The 20,352-nt window shown below is 64.5% G+C and carries 19 protein-coding genes and 1 pseudogene; 11 read left to right on the top strand and 9 right to left on the bottom strand.

The features are described 5' to 3' along the window. Nucleotides 1–1,212: an acyl-CoA dehydrogenase family protein gene (locus EPN51_RS23370; RefSeq protein ID WP_293047421.1), complete on the bottom strand. Its 1,212-nt coding sequence runs from the start codon at nucleotides 1,210–1,212 to the stop codon at nucleotides 1–3. Nucleotides 1,213–1,350: 138 nt separating this feature from the next. Then, complete coding sequence (locus EPN51_RS23365; protein WP_293047419.1) at nucleotides 1,351–2,229, bottom strand: alpha/beta hydrolase; 879 nt, start codon at nucleotides 2,227–2,229, stop codon at nucleotides 1,351–1,353. A gap of 122 nt (nucleotides 2,230–2,351) precedes the next feature. On the opposite strand from EPN51_RS23365, the gene EPN51_RS23360 reads away from it, so the two are divergent. Next, the gene (locus EPN51_RS23360) at nucleotides 2,352–3,419 is read left to right on the top strand and encodes a phosphotransferase (RefSeq protein ID WP_293047417.1); all 1,068 of its coding nucleotides are present in this window, start codon (nucleotides 2,352–2,354) and stop codon (nucleotides 3,417–3,419) included. A gap of 58 nt (nucleotides 3,420–3,477) precedes the next feature. Here the strand turns inward: EPN51_RS23360 and EPN51_RS23355 are convergent, their stop codons facing one another. Next, nucleotides 3,478–4,230, bottom strand: coding sequence for an LLM class flavin-dependent oxidoreductase (locus EPN51_RS23355; protein ID WP_293047415.1), 753 nt, complete (start codon nucleotides 4,228–4,230; stop codon nucleotides 3,478–3,480). Nucleotides 4,231–4,264: 34 nt separating this feature from the next. After that, a complete protein-coding gene (locus tag EPN51_RS23350; protein WP_293047413.1) occupies nucleotides 4,265–5,413 on the bottom strand; it encodes an amidohydrolase family protein in 1,149 nt (382 codons plus the stop codon). Nucleotides 5,414–5,595: 182 nt separating this feature from the next. On the opposite strand from EPN51_RS23350, the gene EPN51_RS23345 reads away from it, so the two are divergent. Beyond that, a complete protein-coding gene (locus EPN51_RS23345) occupies nucleotides 5,596–6,327 on the top strand; it encodes a maleylpyruvate isomerase N-terminal domain-containing protein (RefSeq protein ID WP_293047411.1) in 732 nt (243 codons plus the stop codon). A gap of 13 nt (nucleotides 6,328–6,340) precedes the next feature. Here EPN51_RS23345 and EPN51_RS23340 read toward each other — a convergent pair whose 3' ends face one another. Next, nucleotides 6,341–7,183 carry an alpha/beta hydrolase gene (locus tag EPN51_RS23340; RefSeq protein ID WP_293047409.1) on the bottom strand — a complete coding sequence of 281 codons (843 nt, stop codon included), beginning with the start codon at nucleotides 7,181–7,183 and terminating at the stop codon, nucleotides 6,341–6,343. 266 nt (nucleotides 7,184–7,449) lie between these two features. Between EPN51_RS23340 and EPN51_RS23335 the strand changes: the two genes are divergently transcribed. The 3 genes and pseudogenes from EPN51_RS23335 to EPN51_RS23325 all read left to right on the top strand — a co-directional run. Continuing rightward, nucleotides 7,450–8,793, top strand: coding sequence for an alpha/beta hydrolase (locus EPN51_RS23335; protein ID WP_293047407.1), 1,344 nt, complete (start codon nucleotides 7,450–7,452; stop codon nucleotides 8,791–8,793). Between the two features lie 104 nt (nucleotides 8,794–8,897). Further along, nucleotides 8,898–9,047 carry a hypothetical protein gene (locus EPN51_RS23330; RefSeq protein WP_293047405.1) on the top strand — a complete coding sequence of 50 codons (150 nt, stop codon included), beginning with the start codon at nucleotides 8,898–8,900 and terminating at the stop codon, nucleotides 9,045–9,047. An 87-nt stretch (nucleotides 9,048–9,134) separates the two neighbouring features. Further along, nucleotides 9,135–9,353, top strand: a pseudogene (locus EPN51_RS23325) (acyl-CoA synthetase); the annotation flags it as partial. 6 nt (nucleotides 9,354–9,359) lie between these two features. Here the strand turns inward: EPN51_RS23325 and EPN51_RS23320 are convergent. Further along, nucleotides 9,360–10,079 (bottom strand): TetR/AcrR family transcriptional regulator, encoded by a 720-nt coding sequence (locus EPN51_RS23320; protein WP_293047403.1) that lies wholly within the window; start codon nucleotides 10,077–10,079, stop codon nucleotides 9,360–9,362. Nucleotides 10,080–10,306: 227 nt separating this feature from the next. On the opposite strand from EPN51_RS23320, the gene EPN51_RS23315 reads away from it, so the two are divergent. The 6 genes from EPN51_RS23315 (at nucleotide 10,307) to EPN51_RS23290 (ending at nucleotide 16,702) form a co-directional block, all read left to right on the top strand. After that, nucleotides 10,307–11,467 carry an acetyl-CoA C-acyltransferase gene (locus EPN51_RS23315; RefSeq protein WP_293047401.1) on the top strand — a complete coding sequence of 387 codons (1,161 nt, stop codon included), beginning with the start codon at nucleotides 10,307–10,309 and terminating at the stop codon, nucleotides 11,465–11,467. Nucleotides 11,468–11,543: 76 nt separating this feature from the next. Continuing rightward, nucleotides 11,544–12,329, top strand: coding sequence for an enoyl-CoA hydratase-related protein (locus EPN51_RS23310; RefSeq protein ID WP_293047399.1), 786 nt, complete (start codon nucleotides 11,544–11,546; stop codon nucleotides 12,327–12,329). After that, a complete protein-coding gene (locus EPN51_RS23305; protein ID WP_293047397.1) occupies nucleotides 12,314–13,822 on the top strand; it encodes a class I adenylate-forming enzyme family protein in 1,509 nt (502 codons plus the stop codon). The genes EPN51_RS23310 and EPN51_RS23305 overlap by 16 nt, the downstream gene beginning before the upstream one ends. Before the next feature lie 93 nt (nucleotides 13,823–13,915). Next, nucleotides 13,916–14,536 (top strand): 4Fe-4S dicluster domain-containing protein, encoded by a 621-nt coding sequence (locus EPN51_RS23300; protein ID WP_293047395.1) that lies wholly within the window; start codon nucleotides 13,916–13,918, stop codon nucleotides 14,534–14,536. Next, complete coding sequence (locus EPN51_RS23295) at nucleotides 14,526–15,938, top strand: hypothetical protein (RefSeq protein ID WP_293047393.1); 1,413 nt, start codon at nucleotides 14,526–14,528, stop codon at nucleotides 15,936–15,938. The genes EPN51_RS23300 and EPN51_RS23295 overlap by 11 nt, the downstream gene beginning before the upstream one ends. Beyond that, nucleotides 15,935–16,702 (top strand): SDR family oxidoreductase, encoded by a 768-nt coding sequence (locus EPN51_RS23290; protein WP_293047391.1) that lies wholly within the window; start codon nucleotides 15,935–15,937, stop codon nucleotides 16,700–16,702. The genes EPN51_RS23295 and EPN51_RS23290 overlap by 4 nt, the downstream gene beginning before the upstream one ends. Before the next feature lie 3 nt (nucleotides 16,703–16,705). Here the strand turns inward: EPN51_RS23290 and EPN51_RS23285 are convergent, their stop codons facing one another. From EPN51_RS23285 to EPN51_RS23275, 3 genes are read right to left on the bottom strand one after another with little or no spacing between them, the layout of a single operon-like run. Next, entirely contained in the window at nucleotides 16,706–17,947 is a 1,242-nt protein-coding gene (locus EPN51_RS23285; RefSeq protein WP_293047390.1) for a cytochrome P450, read from the bottom strand. Nucleotides 17,948–17,978: 31 nt separating this feature from the next. Continuing rightward, on the bottom strand, nucleotides 17,979–18,833 hold the full coding sequence (locus EPN51_RS23280) for a mycofactocin-coupled SDR family oxidoreductase (protein WP_293047388.1): 855 nt from the start codon (nucleotides 18,831–18,833) through the stop codon (nucleotides 17,979–17,981). A gap of 9 nt (nucleotides 18,834–18,842) precedes the next feature. After that, nucleotides 18,843–20,306, bottom strand: a complete 1,464-nt coding sequence (locus EPN51_RS23275; protein ID WP_293047386.1) for an aldehyde dehydrogenase family protein — start codon at nucleotides 20,304–20,306, stop codon at nucleotides 18,843–18,845. Between the last annotated feature and the right edge of the window lie 46 nt (nucleotides 20,307–20,352).

The following is a 20,352-nucleotide window of genomic DNA, read 5'->3' as shown; positions in this document are numbered from 1 at the left end:
TTAACTGTCGCCTGGTGCGCGCGGTTCGCGCGGTAGACCGAGGTGCTGCTCGCCGATGATGTTGCGCTGAATTTCGTTGGAGCCGCCCGCAATCGTCCACGAATAGGAGTTCAGGAAGTCACCCAGCCAATTGCCCGTCTCCCAGCCGCCGGACAGCAGCAGCTGATATTGGAGTTGGCCGGGCAGCCCGCGCACTTGCGTGGCGAAATCCATCAATCGCTGCAGGAGTTCGCTGTAGTACAGCTTGATGATCGAGGCCTCGGTCCCCACGCCCCCGCGCGACACCATGGACTCGATCAGGTGCTGACACATGGCCCGCAGAATCTGCACTTCACCATAGAAGCCGGCGATCCGCTCGCGGACCATCGGGTCGGCCAGCGCGGGTGAGCCGTCTTCCATGGCCCAGCCCGCGGCGGTTGCGATCAAGTGCTGCAATCCGTTTCGGTGCAGCCGCTCGGCGAGCTCGAGAATGCTGACGCCGCGCTCCGAGGCGAGCGTCGTTTGGGCGACCTGCCAGCCCTCGTTTTCGGGGCCGAGTCGATTGGCCACCGGGACTTCGACATCGTTGAGGAAGAGCTCGCAGAATTCAGCGGCGCCGGTGGCCTGTTCGATCGGGCGAACGGTGATGCCCGGGCTGCGCATGTCCATCAAGAGGTAGCTGATGCCACGGCGCTTGGGCGCGTCGCGGTCGGTTCGAACCAGGATGAAGCACCAGTCGGAGTGCATGGCCCAACTGGTCCAGATCTTCTGCCCATTGAGGACGTACCCGTCGCCCCGCCGCTCGGCCCGTGTGGACAGCGACGCCAGATCGGAGCCGGCGCCCGGCTCCGAGAACCCCTGGCACCACACCTCACCGTCCTGAATTCCGGGCAGGAACCGGCTCTTTTGCTCGTCGGTGCCGAAGTGCAGGATCGCGGGAGCCGCGTTGTAGATCGCGATCTGGTAGAGCGTCAGGCGCGGGGCGTCGGCCCTCGCCATTTCCTCCGCCAAGATGGCCTGCTGGGGCAGCGGCATGTCGGAGCCACCCAAACTCGTGGGCCAGTGTGGCGCCAGAAACCCACCCGACTGCAGCGTCGCGCGCCACCGGCGTTGAAAGGCAACCACCGCGTCCTCGTCGGCGCCGGCCTGGGTTTCCCGCCAGCCCTTGGGGACGTTCTCTTCGCACCAACTGCGCACACGAGTCCGGAATTGCTCACGCGACTCCTGTTCCACCGCCGGCTTCCTCTCGTGTGGTTACGGGCTCGTTTCGCCCGTTCAAGCCACATTGAACCAACCACCAACGGCCGCTGACCACCGTCTGGGGTGAGAGTGGGCTTTTCGGCTTTTGCAAGGCCTTTCTCGAGGCGCCAGCTAGGCGGGTAACACCTGCAGCCGCGAGCGGACCCTGCGGTCGAGGAAGTCCCACAGCACCTGCTCGAACACCGCGTTGTCGTCGCCGGCGACCATATGGTGAGCATCCGCAACCGAAGCGAACTCCGCGTGCGGAACGAGCTCCAGGAACCGGACGGCGTCGTCGATGCTGAGCACGTCGGACTTCCCGCCGCGGACCAGTAGGGTGGGAACCCTCAAATCCCGGGCCGCCGCGCCCAGCCGAGCCGGATCGATCAACGTATCGCGTTGCACCGCTTGGTTATCCGGAGTGGCGAGAAAGGCCGGGTCCCAGTGCCAGAACCATCGCCCGTCGACCTCTCGGAGGTTTTTTCGCAGCCCTTCCAGATTCCGGGGCCGGGGTCGGTGCGGCAGGTACGCCGCGATGTCGTCAGCGGCCTCTTCGAGCGACGCGAAGCCCTCATGGGCATGCGCCATCATGAATCCCCGTATTCTCTCGGCGCCGCTGGGCTGCAGGAATGGTGACACGTCGACAAGCACAAGGCCGAGCGCCAGATCCCCGCGAAGGCCCAACGCCGCCAGTGACGCGTTCCCCCCGAGCGACGCGCCCACGAGCACCGGTGGGCGACCGAGGAATTCGACGATGCGAATGACATCGGCGGCGAATCGGTCGAGCGTGTACACGCCGTCGGTCGACCATCCGCTCTCGCCGTGACCCCGCAGGTCGACGGTCAGCGCGTACCAGTCCCGGGCGCCGAGATCGGCGGCGGTCGCCGACCAGGAATGTCGAGTTTGGCCGCCTCCGTGCAGCAGGACAACCGGGGGGTTGCTGTCATCGCCAAAGACATCGGCGGTCAGCGTGACGTCAGCGGACGCGATACTCAACTTCTGCGCAGCCATAGAGTGCAATCTATTCACACCGTCGATGCGGACTGCGGTTGGCCGTTTATGGCGCGCCCCGCACCCGCAAACCGGCTTTTCGGCGGGTTAAAGTCCGGGTTCGGCGGGTTACGGTACGTCGAGTGATCGACTCCGACGGAACCGCGGCGCTCCCGAAGCGGCTGGAAGAACTCGATGCCGAGTTTGTGGCCAGGGCGCTGTCACGCGGTTTCCCGGAGACCCGGATCGCCGCGGTCGAGATCGCCGATCTCCGTCAGGGCTCGGCCAGCAGCTTGCGACTGCGCATCCAGTACGCGGACAACCCGCACCGCCTGCCGCCAACGATGTTTTTGAAGGGCGACTTCGTCGATCACGAATTCACTTCGGCGGCTGCGTTCGCTGGAGAAGTGCTCTACTACGAATACCTGGCCGAGACGTTGATTGACGCCGTCCACCAACCCCGCGCCTACTTCGCCGGAATGGACGACGTGGGTCAGGCAATCGTGATACTGGAAGACCTTGGCATGCGCGGCGTTCGGTTCGGCGACTGCGAAGAGCCGCTGGATGTCGACACGGTGGCGGACGGCGTGCGTCAGCTCGCCGCCATGCAGGGGGCATTCTGGCGCGCACGCGGCCTTGACGTACACGAGCGTGTCACCGACGTCGCGTCGGTTGCTCAACTGATGAGTTTCTTGGTGCAGCCGAGCCACTTCGACGACTACATCGAGCGTGAGCGTGCCGGCTTTCTCGGCGGGGCCCTGCGTGACCGCGGCAGGATCGAGTCGGCACTGCACGAGATGTTCGCGACGGATACGGACCTGCCGCAGGCCCTTGTGCACGGAGATGCCCACCTGGGCAACACCTTTCGCGAACCTTCTGGCGAGCTCGGTTTCTGTGATTTCCAGGCGATGGGGCGGGGTCCCTACATCTGGGACGTCACGTACTTCCTCACCGGCGCCCTGACGACGGAGGACCGGCGGAACTCAGAGCGTGACTTGCTTGCGCTGTATATCGAGGAGTTGCGCAGGACCGGCGCGGAGGAGGTACCGAGCCTGGATGCCGCCTTCACTGCCCACCGCCGGCACATGATGCACGGCTATCTGAACATCCTGACCCCGGTCGAGATGCAACCCGACCGGTTCGCGGTGTCGATGGGACGTCGCTTCGCCGCGGCCATGGAGGACCTGGACACTCTCGACAGCTTTAACTGATCAAGGGCGCCAAGCCATTACAGATGGTTTTGCACGTGCCGCATTGTCAGTTCCTCGTTCATCCCACCGAGGGATGCCCAGATGAACACGGTTTGCACCGGTGGTCCCGCGGTGTAGTTGTTGATTGGTACGGCGGCATCTTCCGGCGTTCCGTAGAGCAGGCTCCCCATGCCGCCGGCGATGCCACCGGCGCGTGATCGCTTGGGGCCGAGGACGCGTCGTGGCCACCGTCGACGAGGCCTTGTCGGTAGGGCGGGTAGAGATCGGGGGATATCGCCCGCAAGCCCTCTCCGAGTAGTCCGGCCCGTCGTGCTCCGCGGGGGCCGGTGTAGCCCAGCCAGATCGGCACCGGAGCCTGCGTCGGGGCGGGTGGGACCCGGCCCTCCCGCCAGAGTGCACGCAGGGCGCGGACGCGAGTGTCGATTTCGGCGTAGCGCCGATCGATGTCGGCTGCATAGGACTCGAATTCGGGTCGTCGATAACCCGCGCCGAAGCCGAGCTCCAAGCGGCCGTTGCTGATCGCGTCGACGATGGCGGCATCTTCGGCGATTTCGACGGCGGGGCGAAACGGCGCCAGCAATACCGCGGTCCCGATGCGGATCTGCCGAGTGCGCGCGGCCACCGCCGCGGCGAAGGTCAACGGCTGCGGCAAGTAGCCGTCATCGAAGAGGTGATGCTCGGACAGCCAGACGGAGTGGGCACCGAGCCGGTCAGCCTCCTCGCAGAGTTCCAAGCCGAAGCCGTGGACCCGCGACCAATCTTTACGCCACTGCGGCGGGTTCCGCAGATCGAGGTATATCCCTACCTTCACGGTCGGTTGTATACCTCAGCGATCCGTCTGCTCCCTAGGCCGAGGCCTGATATTGGGCGATCAGCCTCTGCGACAAGGGGAAATGGAACAGTGCTTCTGCGTTCTTGTGCGTCATCAGTTCGATTTCGTCCTGCGGGATGCCGTCGAAAACGGCCTTCGCCGACGCCTGCGTCTTGGGGAACGGGGTGTCGGCGTGCGGGTAGTCGGACTCCCACAGAATGCGGTCGACCCGGAAGTCGTACCGATACTTGATGCCGATCGGCTCCTCGATCATGCAGAAGTACATGCTGCGCTCGGCGACCTCGGACGGTTTGATCTGCGCGTTCTCCACGTGTGACCAGTACTGGTGGCGCTCCCACTGCCGGTCTGCGCGCTCGATCGCAGCCGGGATCCAGCCGATGCCGCCCTCGGACCAGACGACCTTCGCGTCCGGATACTTACGTAACAACGGGCTCACCATCAAGTTGACCGACGACCGGGCCGCGTATGCGAACGCCGCCGCGATCTCCGTCATCGGGTTCACGCCGTCGAGTGAAACCTGAGCACCCCCCGAACCGATGTGCATGCAGATCGGCGTCTGATCGGCCTGAGCGGCGGCGAACAGCGGCTCCCAGTAACCGTCGTGGAAGTTCGGCAGTCCGACCACGTTCGGGTCCTCGATGAAGCAGATCGACTTACTGCCCAACCCGACGCAACGCTCGTGCTCCTTGATCGCGAGGTCGATGTCCCACACCGGCAGGATGTGCATCGGCACGAAGACGTCGGGTCCCGTACCGCACCACTCCTCGAGCATGTAGTCGTTCCACGCCCTCACGCATGCCAGCGCGAGTTCCTTATCTTCGAACGTGGCGAACTTCCGTCCCCCGAAGCCGGGCAGCGAGGGAAACGAGACCGATGCGAAGATTCCGTTGGACAGCAAGTCTTTCCGACGCTCCTCCGGGTTGTAGCAACCAGGGATCATGTCCTCGAACCGGGCGGGCTCCATGCCCCACTCCTCGCGGGGCTTACCGGCAACGGCATTGAGACCCATGGTCAGTTCGCGGCCGCCGTCCCACTCCCAGATCTGACGTCCGTCGACATCCACCACATGCGGCGCCCGGTGGCGGTATTTCGCCGGGACGCGGTCCACCCATACGTGAGCTGGCTCCACAATGTGGTCGTCGACGCTGAACAGTGTGAACATCGGTGTTCCTATCGGTCGCTTGCAGGTTCGATGGCGAACGCACGGCCCGCCCGCTGTGTCGATCGTCTCACCATTGCGGCCCGAATTGACCGGGCCAGATGAGAACAGGATTTGCACCGACGATCGCCCACGGGCACTTCGCAGATCCCTATCCTCAAATCGAGTCGATCGAGGGAGAGTCTGTGCGAACGGATACGACACCGGCAGGGGCTCGTGACTACGGCGCCATTTGGGCCGAGACCCGCGGCCGTGTCATCCAGCTGTTGAGCTCGGTTGCCGAAGACGCGGCCGACACCCCGGTGCCCACGGCCCCGGGCGCCACCATCCGCGACGTCATAGCTCACCTCGTCGGCACCGCGGCATCCTCGCCGGAGTCCGGCAAGTTCACCCCTCCTCTTCCCGGGCGGGCCGACCGTTCACAAACGTGGCAAGAACTCCTGGATGAGTCGAAGTCGGCGTTGGGGAAGCTCGACGAGGTGGTCCGCGCAAATCCCACGGCCGCCGGATTTTACATCACCGACGTGGCGATGTGCGAACACGATTTGCGCACCGCGTTGGATCGCCCCGCCGCGCGGGACGACGCCTCGGTCAAGGTGGCGCTTGACGAGTTGTCAGGACGGTTCTCCGACCGGGTGGCCGCCGAGGGCGTGCCGCCGCTTCGCGTCACCGTCGAGCAGTGGGGCACTATCATCGGCGACGGCCGCGCGGTGCGTTGCGTCGTTGCCGACCGCTTCGAATTCGTGCGCGCCATGTCCGGCCGCCGGTCGGCCGCCGAAATCGGCCGCTGGAACTGGGGCGTCGATCCGGCGCCCTATCTTCCGGTCTTCTCGGAAGCCCCGCTGCCGGTGGACGAAATCCACGAACGAGACCCCCGGGTGCCCGTGCATATGCGGGACCGCGAATTCGTCTTGTAGCGCGGCTCTCCTTTCACGCGCCCGGACTGATGAACGCGCGAATAGCGCCGGCCGCTTCGTCGGGCCGATCGAGCATGACGTAGGTCGAGCTGTCGTCGAGGGTGTGCAGTGTGGCGTGCGGGAAGGCGTTGACGAGCCGCTCGGCGTCGGCCATGGGGAACAGCTTGTCCGCGTTGCCCCAAAGCACCAGCACCGGTTTTTTGCAGCCCTCGATGGCCGGGCTCGCGGCCAGGGTGTGTTTGGGGTCGAGGTCGGCGCTGAGGCGCGCCGCGTCTCGGCGAACTTTGGCGGAGGTGGCGAAACCGCCGAAGATCGCCGGCCGGCGGGCGTCGGCGATCCCGTGCCGGGTTACCGCGGAGGCGAAATAGTTCAGCCCCGGTCCGGTGGCCAGCAATCGCAGAATGCCCGCACCCAGCGTGGTGCTGAGCCTGCACGCCTTGACCAGGGGTAGGAATCCGGGCGGGGGAAAGTGGTCGAAGCTGTCGCAGTTGGTGAACACCATCCTGGCCACCCTGCTGAAATCCAGCGCGGGGTTGCCCAATGCGGCCAGTACGAGGCCGCCGCCGGTGTCGTTGGCAACCAAGGTCACGTCCGAAAGGTCGAGCGCTTCAAGGAATTTCACGATCCGTTGGCCGGCGGCCACCACGCCGACCTCTACCCCCGGCTTTACCGGCACGCGTTGCGCGCCGAATGGCCACGTCGGTGCCACGCAGCGATGGTCGCTCGAGAGCCGGCCCGCGACGTCATCCCACAACGCACCGGTCACGTAGACGCCGTGAACGAAGACGATGGGCGACCCGGTTCCGTTATCGCTGTATTCGATCTCAACGTCGTCGATCAGAACGTTGTTAGCCACGGCTAGCCCTTCTAACTGATTACGCGAAAGTCGTTCAAACGAAGCGACTTCCAGGTACGCGCAAGTTGCGTACAGTCTGCATGCAATGTGGGCGAGTTTGTGTGCTTGGCTGGCCGTATGCAATGGTCTCCGTGGGACACCCTTGCGCTCAGATTGGGCGATTGCGCTTTCCGGCCTACGCGTTTAAAAGTTGGGGTTTCCTGGCAAACTGTGACTAAGCTTAGGCCTTTCATGCATAGTCTACATAGTTAGACAGGTAGCCGATGATGAGTTTGCGGTCCCGAGGGTCGGACACAACGGGGCAGCGCGGTGCGTCCAGCGGACGATCGCTGCTGCGTCGCGCCATGGTCTGGGCGCTGGTCAGTGCCGTGGCGCGATCCCGACGTCCCACCCGGCTGCTCGCACGACCGATGCCCGGGCTTGCCGCCGCCGCGGGCGTCGTCCCACTGAGCGTGGTGAGTCTGGTCGTCAGTGAATTCCCCGTGCACGTCATCGTCGCGCAAGCGACCACGGCCGTAAGACTCGTGAGGCGGGGCGCGCTCCGCGATCCGCGGGGCGTGCTGGGGCTTCTCGTTGCCCTCGCCGCATGGTTTCGGTTGATGGTGGCGCGCTGGGATGGGCTGCGCGCCACCGAGGTTCTCGAGGCAAGTCTGCGGATGTCGCTGGGCGAGGGCTACCGAAAGCGGCTGTCCCCGAATTTGCTCGCCGAGTCGCAACTTTCCTTGCGTGACATTTGGTTTCCGCGTTTCACCGAACGCCGCCGATACCTACACCAGGAGGATCTGTCCTACGGAGAATCGGGGATCCGCAACCACCTCGATATTTGGCGCCGCAAGGACCTGCCTCTCGACGCGCGAGCACCGGTTCTGATCCAGATTCACGGCAGCGCATGGACGAAGGGCAGCAAACGGGGGCAGGGCTATCCCCTGATGGCGCACATGGCGGAGCGCGGCTGGGTGTGTGTGGCGATCAACTACTCACTTGCGCCGGCCGCACATTGGCCAGCCCACATCATCGATGTCAAGCGCGCGATCGCCTGGGTGAAGCGCGAAATCGCGTACCACGGTGGGGACCCGAATTTCGTTGTGGTGACCGGCGGCTCGGCCGGGGGTCACCTGTCCGCATTGGCGGCGTTGACCGCCAACGATCCCGTGTTTCAGCCTGGCTTCGAAGACATCGACACCTCGGTGCAGGCGGCCGTACCGCTGTACGGGGTATACGACCTTCTTGACCGGGCGGGCGACTCACCCCCGCAGCAAGAGGAGTTTCTGAGCAAGATTGTGATCGGAGCCCCGCAAGACGAAGCGTACGAGACCTGGGACCAGGGCTCGCCGCTGTCACACGTTCGGCCCGACGCGCCGCCGATCTTCGTCCTGCACGGAAGCATCGACACGTTCACCAACCACGAGCAGGCGCGCGCCTTCGCGACGGCGCTGCGCGAAGTCTCACTCGCACCGGTGGCATACGCGGAACTGCCCGGCGCCCAACACTCCTTCGACGTGATGCCGTCCCCACGCACCGCGGCGACAGTCGAGGCCATCGACCGCTTTCTGACCTTCGTTCGGACCACCACCTCCCATGAAGTCGCCGTTGCGGTGGGATCGCGGTGATAAGGGCGCGGCACACGTAACGCGGAGTCAACGCCGACGAAAGGCCGAACATGTGAGGTGCTGAAGGATGCGCTCCGCGGCTCACCGGTCTTGACACCGCTTTCATGGGCTTGGAGAACCAGTACAGCCAGATGCACACGCTTAAATTCGGCGTGTTCGAATCCGCCACTCCCGGCAAGCCGCTGAACGCGGATGCGATCTGGGAGTTGCTCAGAAGCCGTCTGCATGCCGTGCCTGCTACCGGCAGAAGCTGATGCATGTGCCGTTGGGCCTGCGTCACCCGCTGCCGGTCAACGCCGTCGATTTCAACCTCGACGACCATGTCCACGTTGTCACCATTCCTGCCCGACGAAGAATACGGCCAGCGGTTGGCGGCGTTCGTCGTCCTCGAACCCGGAGCAGACCCGATAGCGCTACCCGAGGTCCTGCGAAACATGGTTCGCGACAACCTTGCCCGGCACAAAGTACCCAGGGCGATCGACGTTATCGACGAGTTGCCTCGCAATGCCGCTGGCAAGGTCGTCAAACGTGAGTTGCTCGACAGGGCGACGCACGGTTAACCGTTCCTAACGCAGGCCGATTGCGCGGCTGATGAAGGGCATCACAATGTGTTCGAAATCCTCGCGTGGCGTCAAGCCGCCGAGGCTGGCCTGATCAGCCGTCATGCCCGCGACCAAGAAGAAGATGGCTCGTGCGTCCGCCTCCGGGTCGTCGGAATGCAATTCGCCGCGATGCTTGCCTTCCTCGATGGCCTCCACCAGGGGAGACATCAGACGCTCGATACACCGGTCGATCACTTCGGGATATTCCGGTAGGAGCTCCCGCCAGTGCGATGCGAACAGCGATGACGGTTTGGCCAGGTCCTCGCGGTAGGCCATGTCGATGGTGGCGGCGACATACGCGCGGACCTTTTCCGACGGCGTGTCGGCCGCGGCTGTCACGCGGCGCAGGTTTACGGTCGCGCCGCCAAGTTCAAACTCCAGCAACGCGAGCAGCAGGTCGCTTTTCTTCTCGAAGTGTCGATAAAAGCTACGCGTTGACAGGCCCGCTTGGCGCAGCACGCTCTCGACTTTGAAACCCCACCAACCGCTGCGCTGCAGCACCTCCATGGCCGCGGCGAGCAATCTGTCGCGTTCGGTTTCGGCCTTTTGTATGGTTGCGTGCTCGCGGGCGACAGCGACAGGTTGGGTACTGCCCGGCGTGGCCTGGTTGGTCGGCGGTTCGTCGACCCCGTCGTTCGCCATGCCGTGCCCGGACTGCGGCTCAGAGTCGATCGCCGACGCCATTGTCTTCTCCAATCTCCGACAGTCGCTACCAGGGTAAGCCGCGCCACAGCCTACGGGCCCCGACTTGCATGAGGTGGCCGTCAACGGAGCGCGCCGGATCCTCGATTCACGTTCTGGCAGGAAGCTCATTTTCAGCGGCAGCACTGGTCAAGCGCGCAAAGCCGCCGATACCGTGGCGGCGGATAGCGGCTGCTACGAGACTTTCCCAGCTGGCAAGGAGTGCCAAGATGCGCGATGCGGTCATTGTCGAAGCCGTCAGGACCCCGGTCGGAAAGCGAAACGGCGGGCTGTCGACGATCGCGCCCGCCGATCTGTCCGGCATCGTTCTCAACGTCCTCGTCGAACGCGCCGGCATCGATCCGGGTTACGTCGACGACGTCGTGTGGGGGTGCGTCAGCCAGGTAGGCGAACAGGCGTTGGATATCGCGCGCAACGCCGTGCTGGGGGCTGGCTGGCCGGAGTGGGTGCCGGGAACGACGGTCGACCGCCAGTGTGGTTCTTCGCAGCAGGCCGTGCACTTCGCGGCGGCAGGCCTGATCAGTGGACAGTATGACGTTGTCATCGCAGGGGGGGTGGAGTCGATGAGCCGCGTCCCGCTGGGGTCGTCGGCCGATGGTGAGTGGCCTTATGGCGAGGGTTTTCGGTGCCGGTATGGCGATTTGGCTCCTCATCAGGGATTGGGTGCGGAGATGATCGCCGAACGCTGGGGACTCTCGCGCGCCCAGCTCGACGAGTTCGGGCTCGAATCCCACGGGAGGGCCGCGGATGCCCATGACGAAGGCCGGTTCGACCAGCAATTCTTTCCTGTCTCCGTGCCGGTGCCGGCCGAGGACGGCTTTCCCTGGGTCGTGCGGGATGAGGGCGTACGGCGGGATGGGTCGCTCGACGCGATGGCACGACTGCGCGCGGCCTTCAAGGAGGACGGCAAGATCACCGTGGGAAACAGCTCGCAGATCAGTGACGGATCGGCCGCCCTGTTGATGACCACCAGCGAGAAGGCGCACCAGCTCGGTCTCGACCCGGTCGCACGGATCCACACGGCCGTGCTCGCCGCCGACGACCCGATCCTGATGTTGACGGCGCCCATCCCGGCGACCGCGAAGGCGCTGAAACGCAGCGGTCTGACCATCGATCAGATCGGGGCCTTCGAAGTCAACGAAGCTTTTGCGTCGGTACCGCTCGCATGGCTCGCCGAAACCGGCGCGGACCACAAGGCGCTCAACCCGAACGGCGGCGCCATCGCCATGGGACATCCGTTGGGGGCCAGCGGGGCACGGATCATGACCACGTTGGTGCATCACATGCGCGACAATGGTATTCGGTACGGTTTGCAGACCATGTGTGAAGGCGGCGGACAGGCCAACGCGACGATCCTCGAGCTGATCTAGCGGTGTGGGTGGGTCGCGGCATGCGAATCTGCGGGACACTGTCGATTTTGTATTCGGTTGACCGGGAGGTGAAGTCATGAGCACACCGGAATCATGCGTGACCGTCGAGGTCCGCGATTTCGTCGCGACGGTGACGCTGGCCCGGCCGCCGGTCAATGCCGTTGATAGAGCGGCCCTGGCCGAGATCCGCGACGTGTTTCTTTCACTCAGTGGCCGCAAGGACGTGCGGGCGGCGATCTTCACCGCGGCCGGCCGGCGGGCGTTCATGGGCGGCGCCGACCTCGACGCGGTCGGCGCGCTCGATCAGCAATCACCCACCCACATCACCGACCCCGGTCTGGTCGCGCGCGAGGCGATGTGGTCCGTCACCGATTGCGCGGTTCCGGTGATTGGTGCGATCAACGGTCCCGCGATCGGCGCGGGACTCGCGTTCGCCGCGTGCTGCGACATGATCGTGGCGGCCGACCACGCTTCTTTCGGGGCGCTCGAGATCAATGTCGGTCTGCTGGGCGCGAGTTCGCAGCTGTCGCTGATGGTGGGGCGCCACAAGGCGCGGGAGATGTTCTTCCTCGGCGAGAAGGTCCCGGCGGCCGAGATGTACCGGCTGGGCGCCGTCCGGTCGGTCGTTGCGGCCGAAGAGCTGATGCCCACCGCGCTCGATCTGGCCCGAAAGTTGGCGGCCAAGAGCCCCATCGCTCTGCGGTTGGCCAAGGAATCCATGAATCGCGTCGAGTTCATGCCCCTCAAAGAGGGGTACCGCACCGAGCAGGACTACACGAACCGGCTCCTGACGTTCGAGGACAGCTCCGAGGCACGCGAGGCGTACCTGCAGAAGCGAGATCCCGAATGGCGGTGGCGTTGACCGGCTTTCCGGGAATGGAGCCGCCGGACATCCTGTCCTTGCTGGGCCGGTCCGATGTCGTCGGCGTCGCCGTGGAGGACACCGAAAGGTCCGTCAGCTACTCGGAACTGGGGCCATCCGTCCGGGGACTTGCGGGTGCGCTCGCGCGCGAAGGTGTGTCGGCCGGTGACCGGGTAGCGGTCATGCTGCCGAACTCGTCGGCCTCCGTTGAGCTTTACCTCGCGTGTGCGTTGTCAGGCGCGATCTGGGTCGGAATCAATCCCGCCGCGCCGCAGGCCGAGCGTGATCGACAGTGCTCGCTGGTAACGCCCACGGTGGTCGTCACCTCGGAGGTTGTGTCGTCGACGCCGGCCTCCGGCCGCGTCGTGGAACTGGAAGAATTGCGGCAGCGTCGCGCGGAAGCCCCGTACACACCACCGGACCTGACTTTCCCGTGCGCCATTGGCTTTTCGAGTGGAACGACCGGAACGCCGAAAGCAATCGTACACAACAGGGCAGCGGTGTCCCTGGTTGCCGCGGTCCTCGCCGAGACGCAGTTGTGCGCCGGCGACCGGGTGGGCGTGATCCTTCCGATGAGCATCCACAACCTGATGGCCGTTGGCGCGCTGCCCGCACTCTTCGCCGGCGCAACGTGCGTGGCAGTCGACCGAATGAACGCCGCCGGCGTGGCCGCCGCGTGTCGTGACCGCCGGCTCAGCCTGCTGAACGCGCTGGTTCCCGCCACGATCTACGATCTGGTCCACGACGACGACGCGATCGCGCCCGGGATGTTGTCGTCCTTGCGCTTCGCGGGCACCGGAGCCGCGGGACTCACGGAAAGTCTGCGTGCGGCTTTTGAGGCAAAGTTCGGTGTTCGACTGGTTGGCACCTACGGCATGACCGAGGCGCCCGGTGTCGTCTGCTCCGAGAAGCCCGACGCATCCCACATTCCCGGTGCCAGCGGTACACCGTTGCCGCATCTGGCGGTCGGCACGTGCGACGATCACGGCCGTCGCCTGACCGAGGGGCAGGAGGGGGAACTGCTGGTGTCCGCGGCGGACAGCGGAAAGTGGGCCGACCTCTATCGCCCGGCGATGGGCAGGTGGACTGAGAACGGTTTGGTCCGCACTACTCTTGACGAGAAGTCCTTTCGCACAGGCGATTACGGATGGGTTGACACTGATGGCGCGATTCATGTCACCGCGCGTCGAGCCGACGTCATCGTCCGGGGTGGCGTCAACGTTAATGCCGCCGAGATCGAAAGCCTGCTCGGTCAGCTTCCCGGAGTCCGTGACGTCGCCGTGGTGGCCACGCCCGACGCGCGGCTGGGCCAACGCATTCTCGCATTCGCCGAACCCAGCCCGGGTATTTCGCTGGATGCAGCCGAGTTGCGCCGACAAGCACAAAGCTTGCTGTCACACGGGAAAGTGCCCGACGAGTTCGTTGTTGGCGGGCTGCCGCGCAACGCCATGGGGAAAGTCGCGCGAAAAGAACTGGTGACTCCAGCGAGTTGAGAGTCCGCTTTTCACCACTGAGCTGCCGCGCCTGTTGAATTGCCGTCCACCGCGTTCCTAGCATCAGAAGAGTCGCCGCCGCAGGGAGGGCTCGTGAAGGTCATCAAACAGGTCGTCGAAATCGTCGATGAAAATTGCACAGGTTGTTACCGCTGTGAGCGCATTTGTCCCACCGGCGCCATCTCCATGATTGGTCCACGCAACAAAGCACTGGCAGCGGTCGAGGATTCCGCCTGCATCGCTTGCTTCCGCTGCATCGACGTCTGCAACGACGATGCCATCTTGATCGCCGAACTAGATGAATCCCATACTGTCGGAACGAACGTGAAGGACCTTGACCCCGCCGATGTGAACGGTTTGTGCGAGCAGGCGGGCCTCGATCCCAATCAGATGGCATGCCTGTGTAGTTCCACCAAGGTGAAGGAACTCGCCGCCGCGACGCTGGGCGGGGCGGACACCTACGAACAGCTCGCGCTGGCCACCGGGGCAGCGTCCGGTTGCCTGCTGTACTGCAGCGTGCCGATGCGCCGCATCCTTGAGGCCCGCCACGGCGAAGTGCAGCAAGACAAGCAACACCTGCGTCGCTATGACACCGACCACGTGTTGCTCGACATCCCCGAGGACGCGGCGGATCGCTACCCGCTGTTCGCACTGCGCCGCGAACAGGCCGCCGCCCGCGAACGACAAAATGAGGTGTTCGGTCGTGACCGCTGACGCGCTGACCTACCCCGCCGCAGAGCCCCCCGCCGTGATGCCGACGGTCTACGGGCCGCCAACCCAAACACAACGCGGACGCGACCTCGCGGGCATCGTGTCGGTGAAGGTTCGCGACCTGTTTCCCGACATTCCCGAGGCGATCTACACCGGCGGCCCGGACGTGTCGGCGGTGCGCGCATCGACCGAGAGGGCGCTTGCCGGCGTCGACATGTCGATGATCAAGCCCTCCGACACGGTCAACTTATTGTGCTCCGAACACGGTTTCGGCATGCTCGGCGGCCACGCCTATGCCGAGATGCTGACCGCAATCAAGGACTCCATTCGACAACGCACCGGTGGGGCGAACGTCCGGCTAGTGGTGATCGCCTGGCTCGGTGCCAAGGAGCCCGACGAGATCATCGAATATTACGGGCTCGCCGAGCGTTTCGACGGCAAGGTGCGTGGTGCCACCCCCATGGATCAAGGGATCGCCGTCGAGACGGCGATGGGCACGCTCTACGGCCTTCGCAAGGTCTACGACGGCGACTGGATCATCCACGCGCACTACGATGATCCCCGCGAAATCTACCTGCACCGTGCCATCGACCGGATCACCAAACCGTTCGGAATGTCCTACGCGCGCATGGAGACCCGGTCGGTCTTTCACATCACCATGGGTCCGCGCAGCGGAAACTTCATCGGGCGGGCCATCGCAGACTCGGAATTCGTTCGTTCGAAACTCGCCTTTACGGCCACGCTGATGACCTCACCCGACGGCGTGCTGAGCGTCGACGCGGACAACGATCTCGACGCCGTCGGAAACCGCTTAACGGCCAACATCTTGGCGTCCTACGGAAAAATGCTGGCCCTGTTCCGGTCGATCCAGGACTGCGTCGCGGTCATCGACGGCGGCAAGTGGCCCTACTACATTCACGCCGGCGGACTGATCTTCGGCCACCTCTTCTACAACAAGGTGGACTGGTTCGACCTCGATCGCGTCGAAGACGACGTGGCGATCGAAAGCGCCATGGGCGCTGGGTTATCCGAGTCCATCAAAGCCGCGGTGGTCAACCAGGCGCTGATCGGCTTGAACTTCACCAGCCTGACCCTGATCTGCCCGACAATCGTCGCCAACCCGGATATGGCGTTGGCCCTGCGCCACGACTTCGCCAACCCTCTGTTCTTCAAGCGCGCCGAGGTGGCCGACAACCTGCCCGCGGCTGTTCAGCGCGCCATCGAGGTGGGTGGTAGCGACAAGATCATCGTTTTCGACGGCAGCTACGGGTCATTGAACGTCAGCGCATCGATGGCGCAGCATCTCGCGGAGCTCGCGCCAGCCTGCGGCCGGGAGGTCGACGAAATTCTGCTTCCCAAGTGGCTCAAGCAGCGCGGTATCGATCCGGCCGCCCTGGCTCTGTGACACAACTCGACGGCAAGGTCGCCGTCATCACCGGGGCTGGTACGGGTCTCGGTGCCGCCACCGCCACGCTGTTTGCGCGCGAAGGCGCCGCCGTGACGCTCGTCGGCCGACGTTCCGAGAAACTCGAAGAGGTGGCGGCCGCCATCGAATCCGAGGGTGGGTGCGCGCTCGTCCTGCCTGGTGACGTAGCCGACCCCGACACCGCGGCCCGGGCGGCTGCGCAATCCGTCGAGCGGTTCGGCGGCGTGGACATCTTGATCAATAACGCCGGGCTGCACGCCGCGCCCTACCCGTTGCATGAGACGCCGCTCGAGGAGTGGGACAGCTTCTTGGCGGTCGACCTCACCGGTCCGTTCCTCTTCGCGAAAGCCGTTCTGCCGTCAATGATCGAACGCCGCGACGGGGCGATCGTCAATATCGGCTCGATGGTGGCGCTGGTGGGCTTCAAAGGCAGCAGTGCCTATGCGGCCGCCAAGGGCGGTCTGGTGTCGATGACCCGAACGATCGCTGTCGATTACGCGCCCTACGGGATACGAGCCAACTGTGTCTGTCCGGGTGGGATGGAGCCGGTCGAGTACGGCAACCTCACCGACGACCAGCTGGCGCGGTTGCACGAAGCCGTGAAGCTTTCCGGCGGGCCACTAATGAGCAACCTGGCCAACGTCGGTGACGTCGCGCAGTTCCTGCTCGTGCTCGTCGGGCCCAGTGGCAAAGCACTGACCGGAGCGGTGATCCCCTTCGACGGCGGATTTACCGCCAAGTAGGGGCTAGGCTCCCGGCAACAAGTCGCTGCTCAACCTTTTACCGGGCGTGAACGTTGCCGGCACGTTGATCCAACCGTTGATGATGCCGATGGTCGGATAGCGCTTGGCCGCTTGATGATCGATGCGATAATCGGGCATCCGCGCGAGCACACGACTCACCATCGTGCTCAACTCGATCCGGGCGATGTGCGAGCCAATGCATCGGTGGATGCCGATGCCGAATGTGGTGTGCCGATTCGGGAACCGATCCATAATCACTTCGTCTGGGTTGTCGAAGACCGTCTCATCCTGGTTGGCCGATGCCCAGCTGAGGAGCACCCGATCGTTGGTTTGCAACTCGACGTCATTGACGGTTACCGGTTTCGTGACGGTGCGGGCCAACCCTTGTTGCGGGGTGAAATACCGCAAAAATTCCTCGCACGCCTGCGGGATCATGTCGGGATTGTCGATGAGCTGTTGACGCGCCTGCGGATTATCGGCGAGGTAGATGAGGGCGTTCGCTGTCACAGCGGTCGTCGTGTCGAATCCACCCGCCATGACCAGATTGACCATAGAGAACACCATGTCGGTGGGGACGGGCTGGCCGTCTATCTCCGCGGTCACGAGTTCACCGATGAGGCCCTCTCCGGGTGACTTACGTGTCTCTTCGATGATCGCGTAGACGCGGCCCAGCACTTCCAGGTATCGCTGCAGGACGCTTCCCTGCTGTTCAGGGGGCGTATAGATGATCTCGTGCTGGACTTCGCCGTAGTCCCGCCAGTTTTCGATCGGCAGGCCCAGGAATTCACAGGTGAACAGCGACGGGACGGGGTTGGCGAGATCGTCGACGATGTCGAATGATCCCTTCTCGACCACTTGGTCCAGACAGATGTCGACCCACCGAGCGACGCGCGGTTCCCAGGTCTTGCTCACCGCGGGGGAGAAGAACGGGTTGAGCAATTTGCGGTAGGGCAGATAGTCGGGGGCGTCCATCTCGATCGGGAACATCGGAACGGGTGACGAAGGGATTGTGACGCCAAGCGGGCTGATCCCGTTCACGGTGTGCCCCGATGCGAACGTCTCGTCGTTCTTCGCGGCGGCTACTACCTCGTCGTAGCGGCTGATCACCCAGAAGCCCCCGTGCGCGTCGGTATGCGCGACCGGACACTGCGCACGCAGCTTGGCGTTGATCGACCGCGAATTTTCGGCGTAGTCCGGGGAGTGGTGGTCGAAAGCCGTCATCTTGCATTCGTCGAACGTCGTCATAGGTGCCTCTCAGCTAGACGTATGTGGGAAATCAGGGCTTGTTGACATTGCCTGCGTCTACCGGCAATTGGACGCCGGTGATGTAGCGGGCGTCGTCGGAAATCAAGAACAACACCGTCTTGGAGATCTCTTCGGGCGTGAGAATCGGAATGGCCGAGTACGGCTGGTCGGCGGGACTGTCCAAGTCGGGAAGCATATTGGCGGCACCCGAGACGAACAATGGCTGCGGGACCGCGCACTCGTAGGCGCTTGGATCGCCGCCCATCGCGGTAAGTACGCCCGTGGGGTGAATCGTGTTGACCCGAATACGATGGGGCGCAAGCTCGTTGGCGAATGCCTTCATGAGGCCCACCACTCCGTGCTTGCTGGCCACGTAATGGGCGTAGGGTACCTGTCCGCGGATGCCGGCCGCGGAACTCGTGATCACGATCGATCCGCCCGTGCCGCCGTTGATCATGTGCGGCGCCGTCGCCTGAATGGTGTTCCACACACCCTTGAGGTTGGTGTCCACGACGAGGTCGTAGAGATCCTCGGTGATGCTCAACGAGCCTTCTTTGTGAAAGGTGCAAACACCGGCATTGGCGCAGACGGCGTCGATGCGGTTGAATTCGCGAATAGCCTGTCCTGCAGCACCTTTCATCGCGCTCGCGTCACGGACGTCCGCGACGACCGTCAGGCAGCGCCGGCCGGCGTTCTCGACCAACTTGCGCGTTTCCTCCAAATCGGCCTCGGTGGCATACGCATAGCGCACCTTGTCACTTGCTTGGCGACAGACGTCGACGGCGACGATGTCGGCGCCTTCATTGGCCAGCTGCAGCGCGTGCGAGCGACCCTGTCCGATACCAGCGCCGGTGATGAAGACGACTTTGTTCTCAACCCTGCCCATTGTTTCCTCTCACTGCAGACCGATGTAGACGTTTTTGGTTCGCTGGAATTCGCGCAGTCCCCAAATGCCGCCTTCGCGACCGAAACCGCTCTGCTTCACGCCCCCGAACGGCGCGCCCGAAGGCACGATCGGGAATCCGTTGACCGCCACACCACCGGAGTCGAGGGCGGCCGCGAGAACGTGTGCACGCCGCAGGTCTCGGGTGTGTAGGTACGCGGCCAGGCCATACTGCGTGTTGTTGGCCAGCTCGACGGCCTCTTCTTCCGAACCGAAACGCAGGATGCTGAGGACGGGGCCGAAGATTTCTTTCTGGGCGAGGTCGCTGGCGGGGTCGACGTCTCCAAACACGGTGGGCGAGTAGTAATAACCGTTGACGAGCCCGTCCGGTTGGGCGCCGCCGCAAAGCAATTGCCCGGCCTTCCCGTCGGCGGCGCCCGCGACGGCCTGGCTGACGCGTTGCAGCTGCTCGGCGGTGGCCAGCGGCCCCATGACCGTGGTGGGCTCCCAGGGGTCACCGACACTGAGAAGCTTTGCGCCGCCGACGACCCGGGACACCACATCTTCGTAGACGTCGGTGTGGACCAACAGGCGGGTCGGCAGCATGCATCCTTGGCCCGACAGCGTCACGAGGCCGGCGCCGATCGCCATCGTCGCTGCGGCATCCAGGTCGGCGTCGGGAAAGACGATGTTCGCGGACTTGCCACCGAGCTCCAGCACGACCGGGGTCAGCGTTTGGGCCGCCGCCGCCAGCACCTTGCGTGCCGTCTCGCCGCCGCCGGTGAACGTGATTTTGTCGACGCCGGGGTGGGTGCACAGCGCGGCGCCCGCCTGGCCGTCGCCCGGGATCATGTTGAGCACACCGGGCGGCAGGCCCGCCTCCGCGGCGATCTCCGCGAACCGAAGCGCCGTGAAGGGGGCGTTCTCCGGCGGTTTGAGCACCACGCAATTGCCCGCGGCCAGCGCGGGCGCGATCTTCATCCCGATCGAAACCAGCGGGCCGTTCCAGGGGATGACCGTCGCGATTACGCCCAGCGGCTCATCCCGCACGTAGTCGAAGGCGTCGCCCGCCGGCACGGGAATGACCTCGCCCCCGGACTTGCCGATCCACCCGGCGTAGTAGCTGAACCAGTCGGCGGCAATCTGTGCGGCTGGTCCGGCCAACAGATTGGGGGTGCCCATCTCGTAGGTGGCGATCGCAGAAAAGCGCTGCTGGTCGGCCAGTATCTTGCCGGCGATGGTCTGCAGAATGTCTCGGCGACGGTTGAGGTCGAGGTCGCGCCACGCGGGAAACGCAGCGCGGGCCGCGGCTACCGCGGCGTCGACCTCACCTGCGCCGGCGAGCGGTACAAGCGCTTGCACCTCACCGCTGGCGGGGTAGTGGTGCTCGTAGGTGCCGCCGCTGCCCGAGGTGAGTTCGTCGGTCCCGATGATGAGCCGGGGGTTGGGGAGGCTGTCTGGCAGTGTGCTTTGCACGTTTTCGCGTCCAATCCGTTGAACGTAAGCGCGTCCGTGGGTTCGT

This window comes from Mycobacterium sp., from assembly GCF_004298145.1.
In the GTDB taxonomy this organism is placed as follows: domain Bacteria; phylum Actinomycetota; class Actinomycetes; order Mycobacteriales; family Mycobacteriaceae; genus Mycobacterium.
Note: the sequence above shows the minus strand (reverse complement) of the source record. Positions and strands in the feature narration are given on the sequence as shown.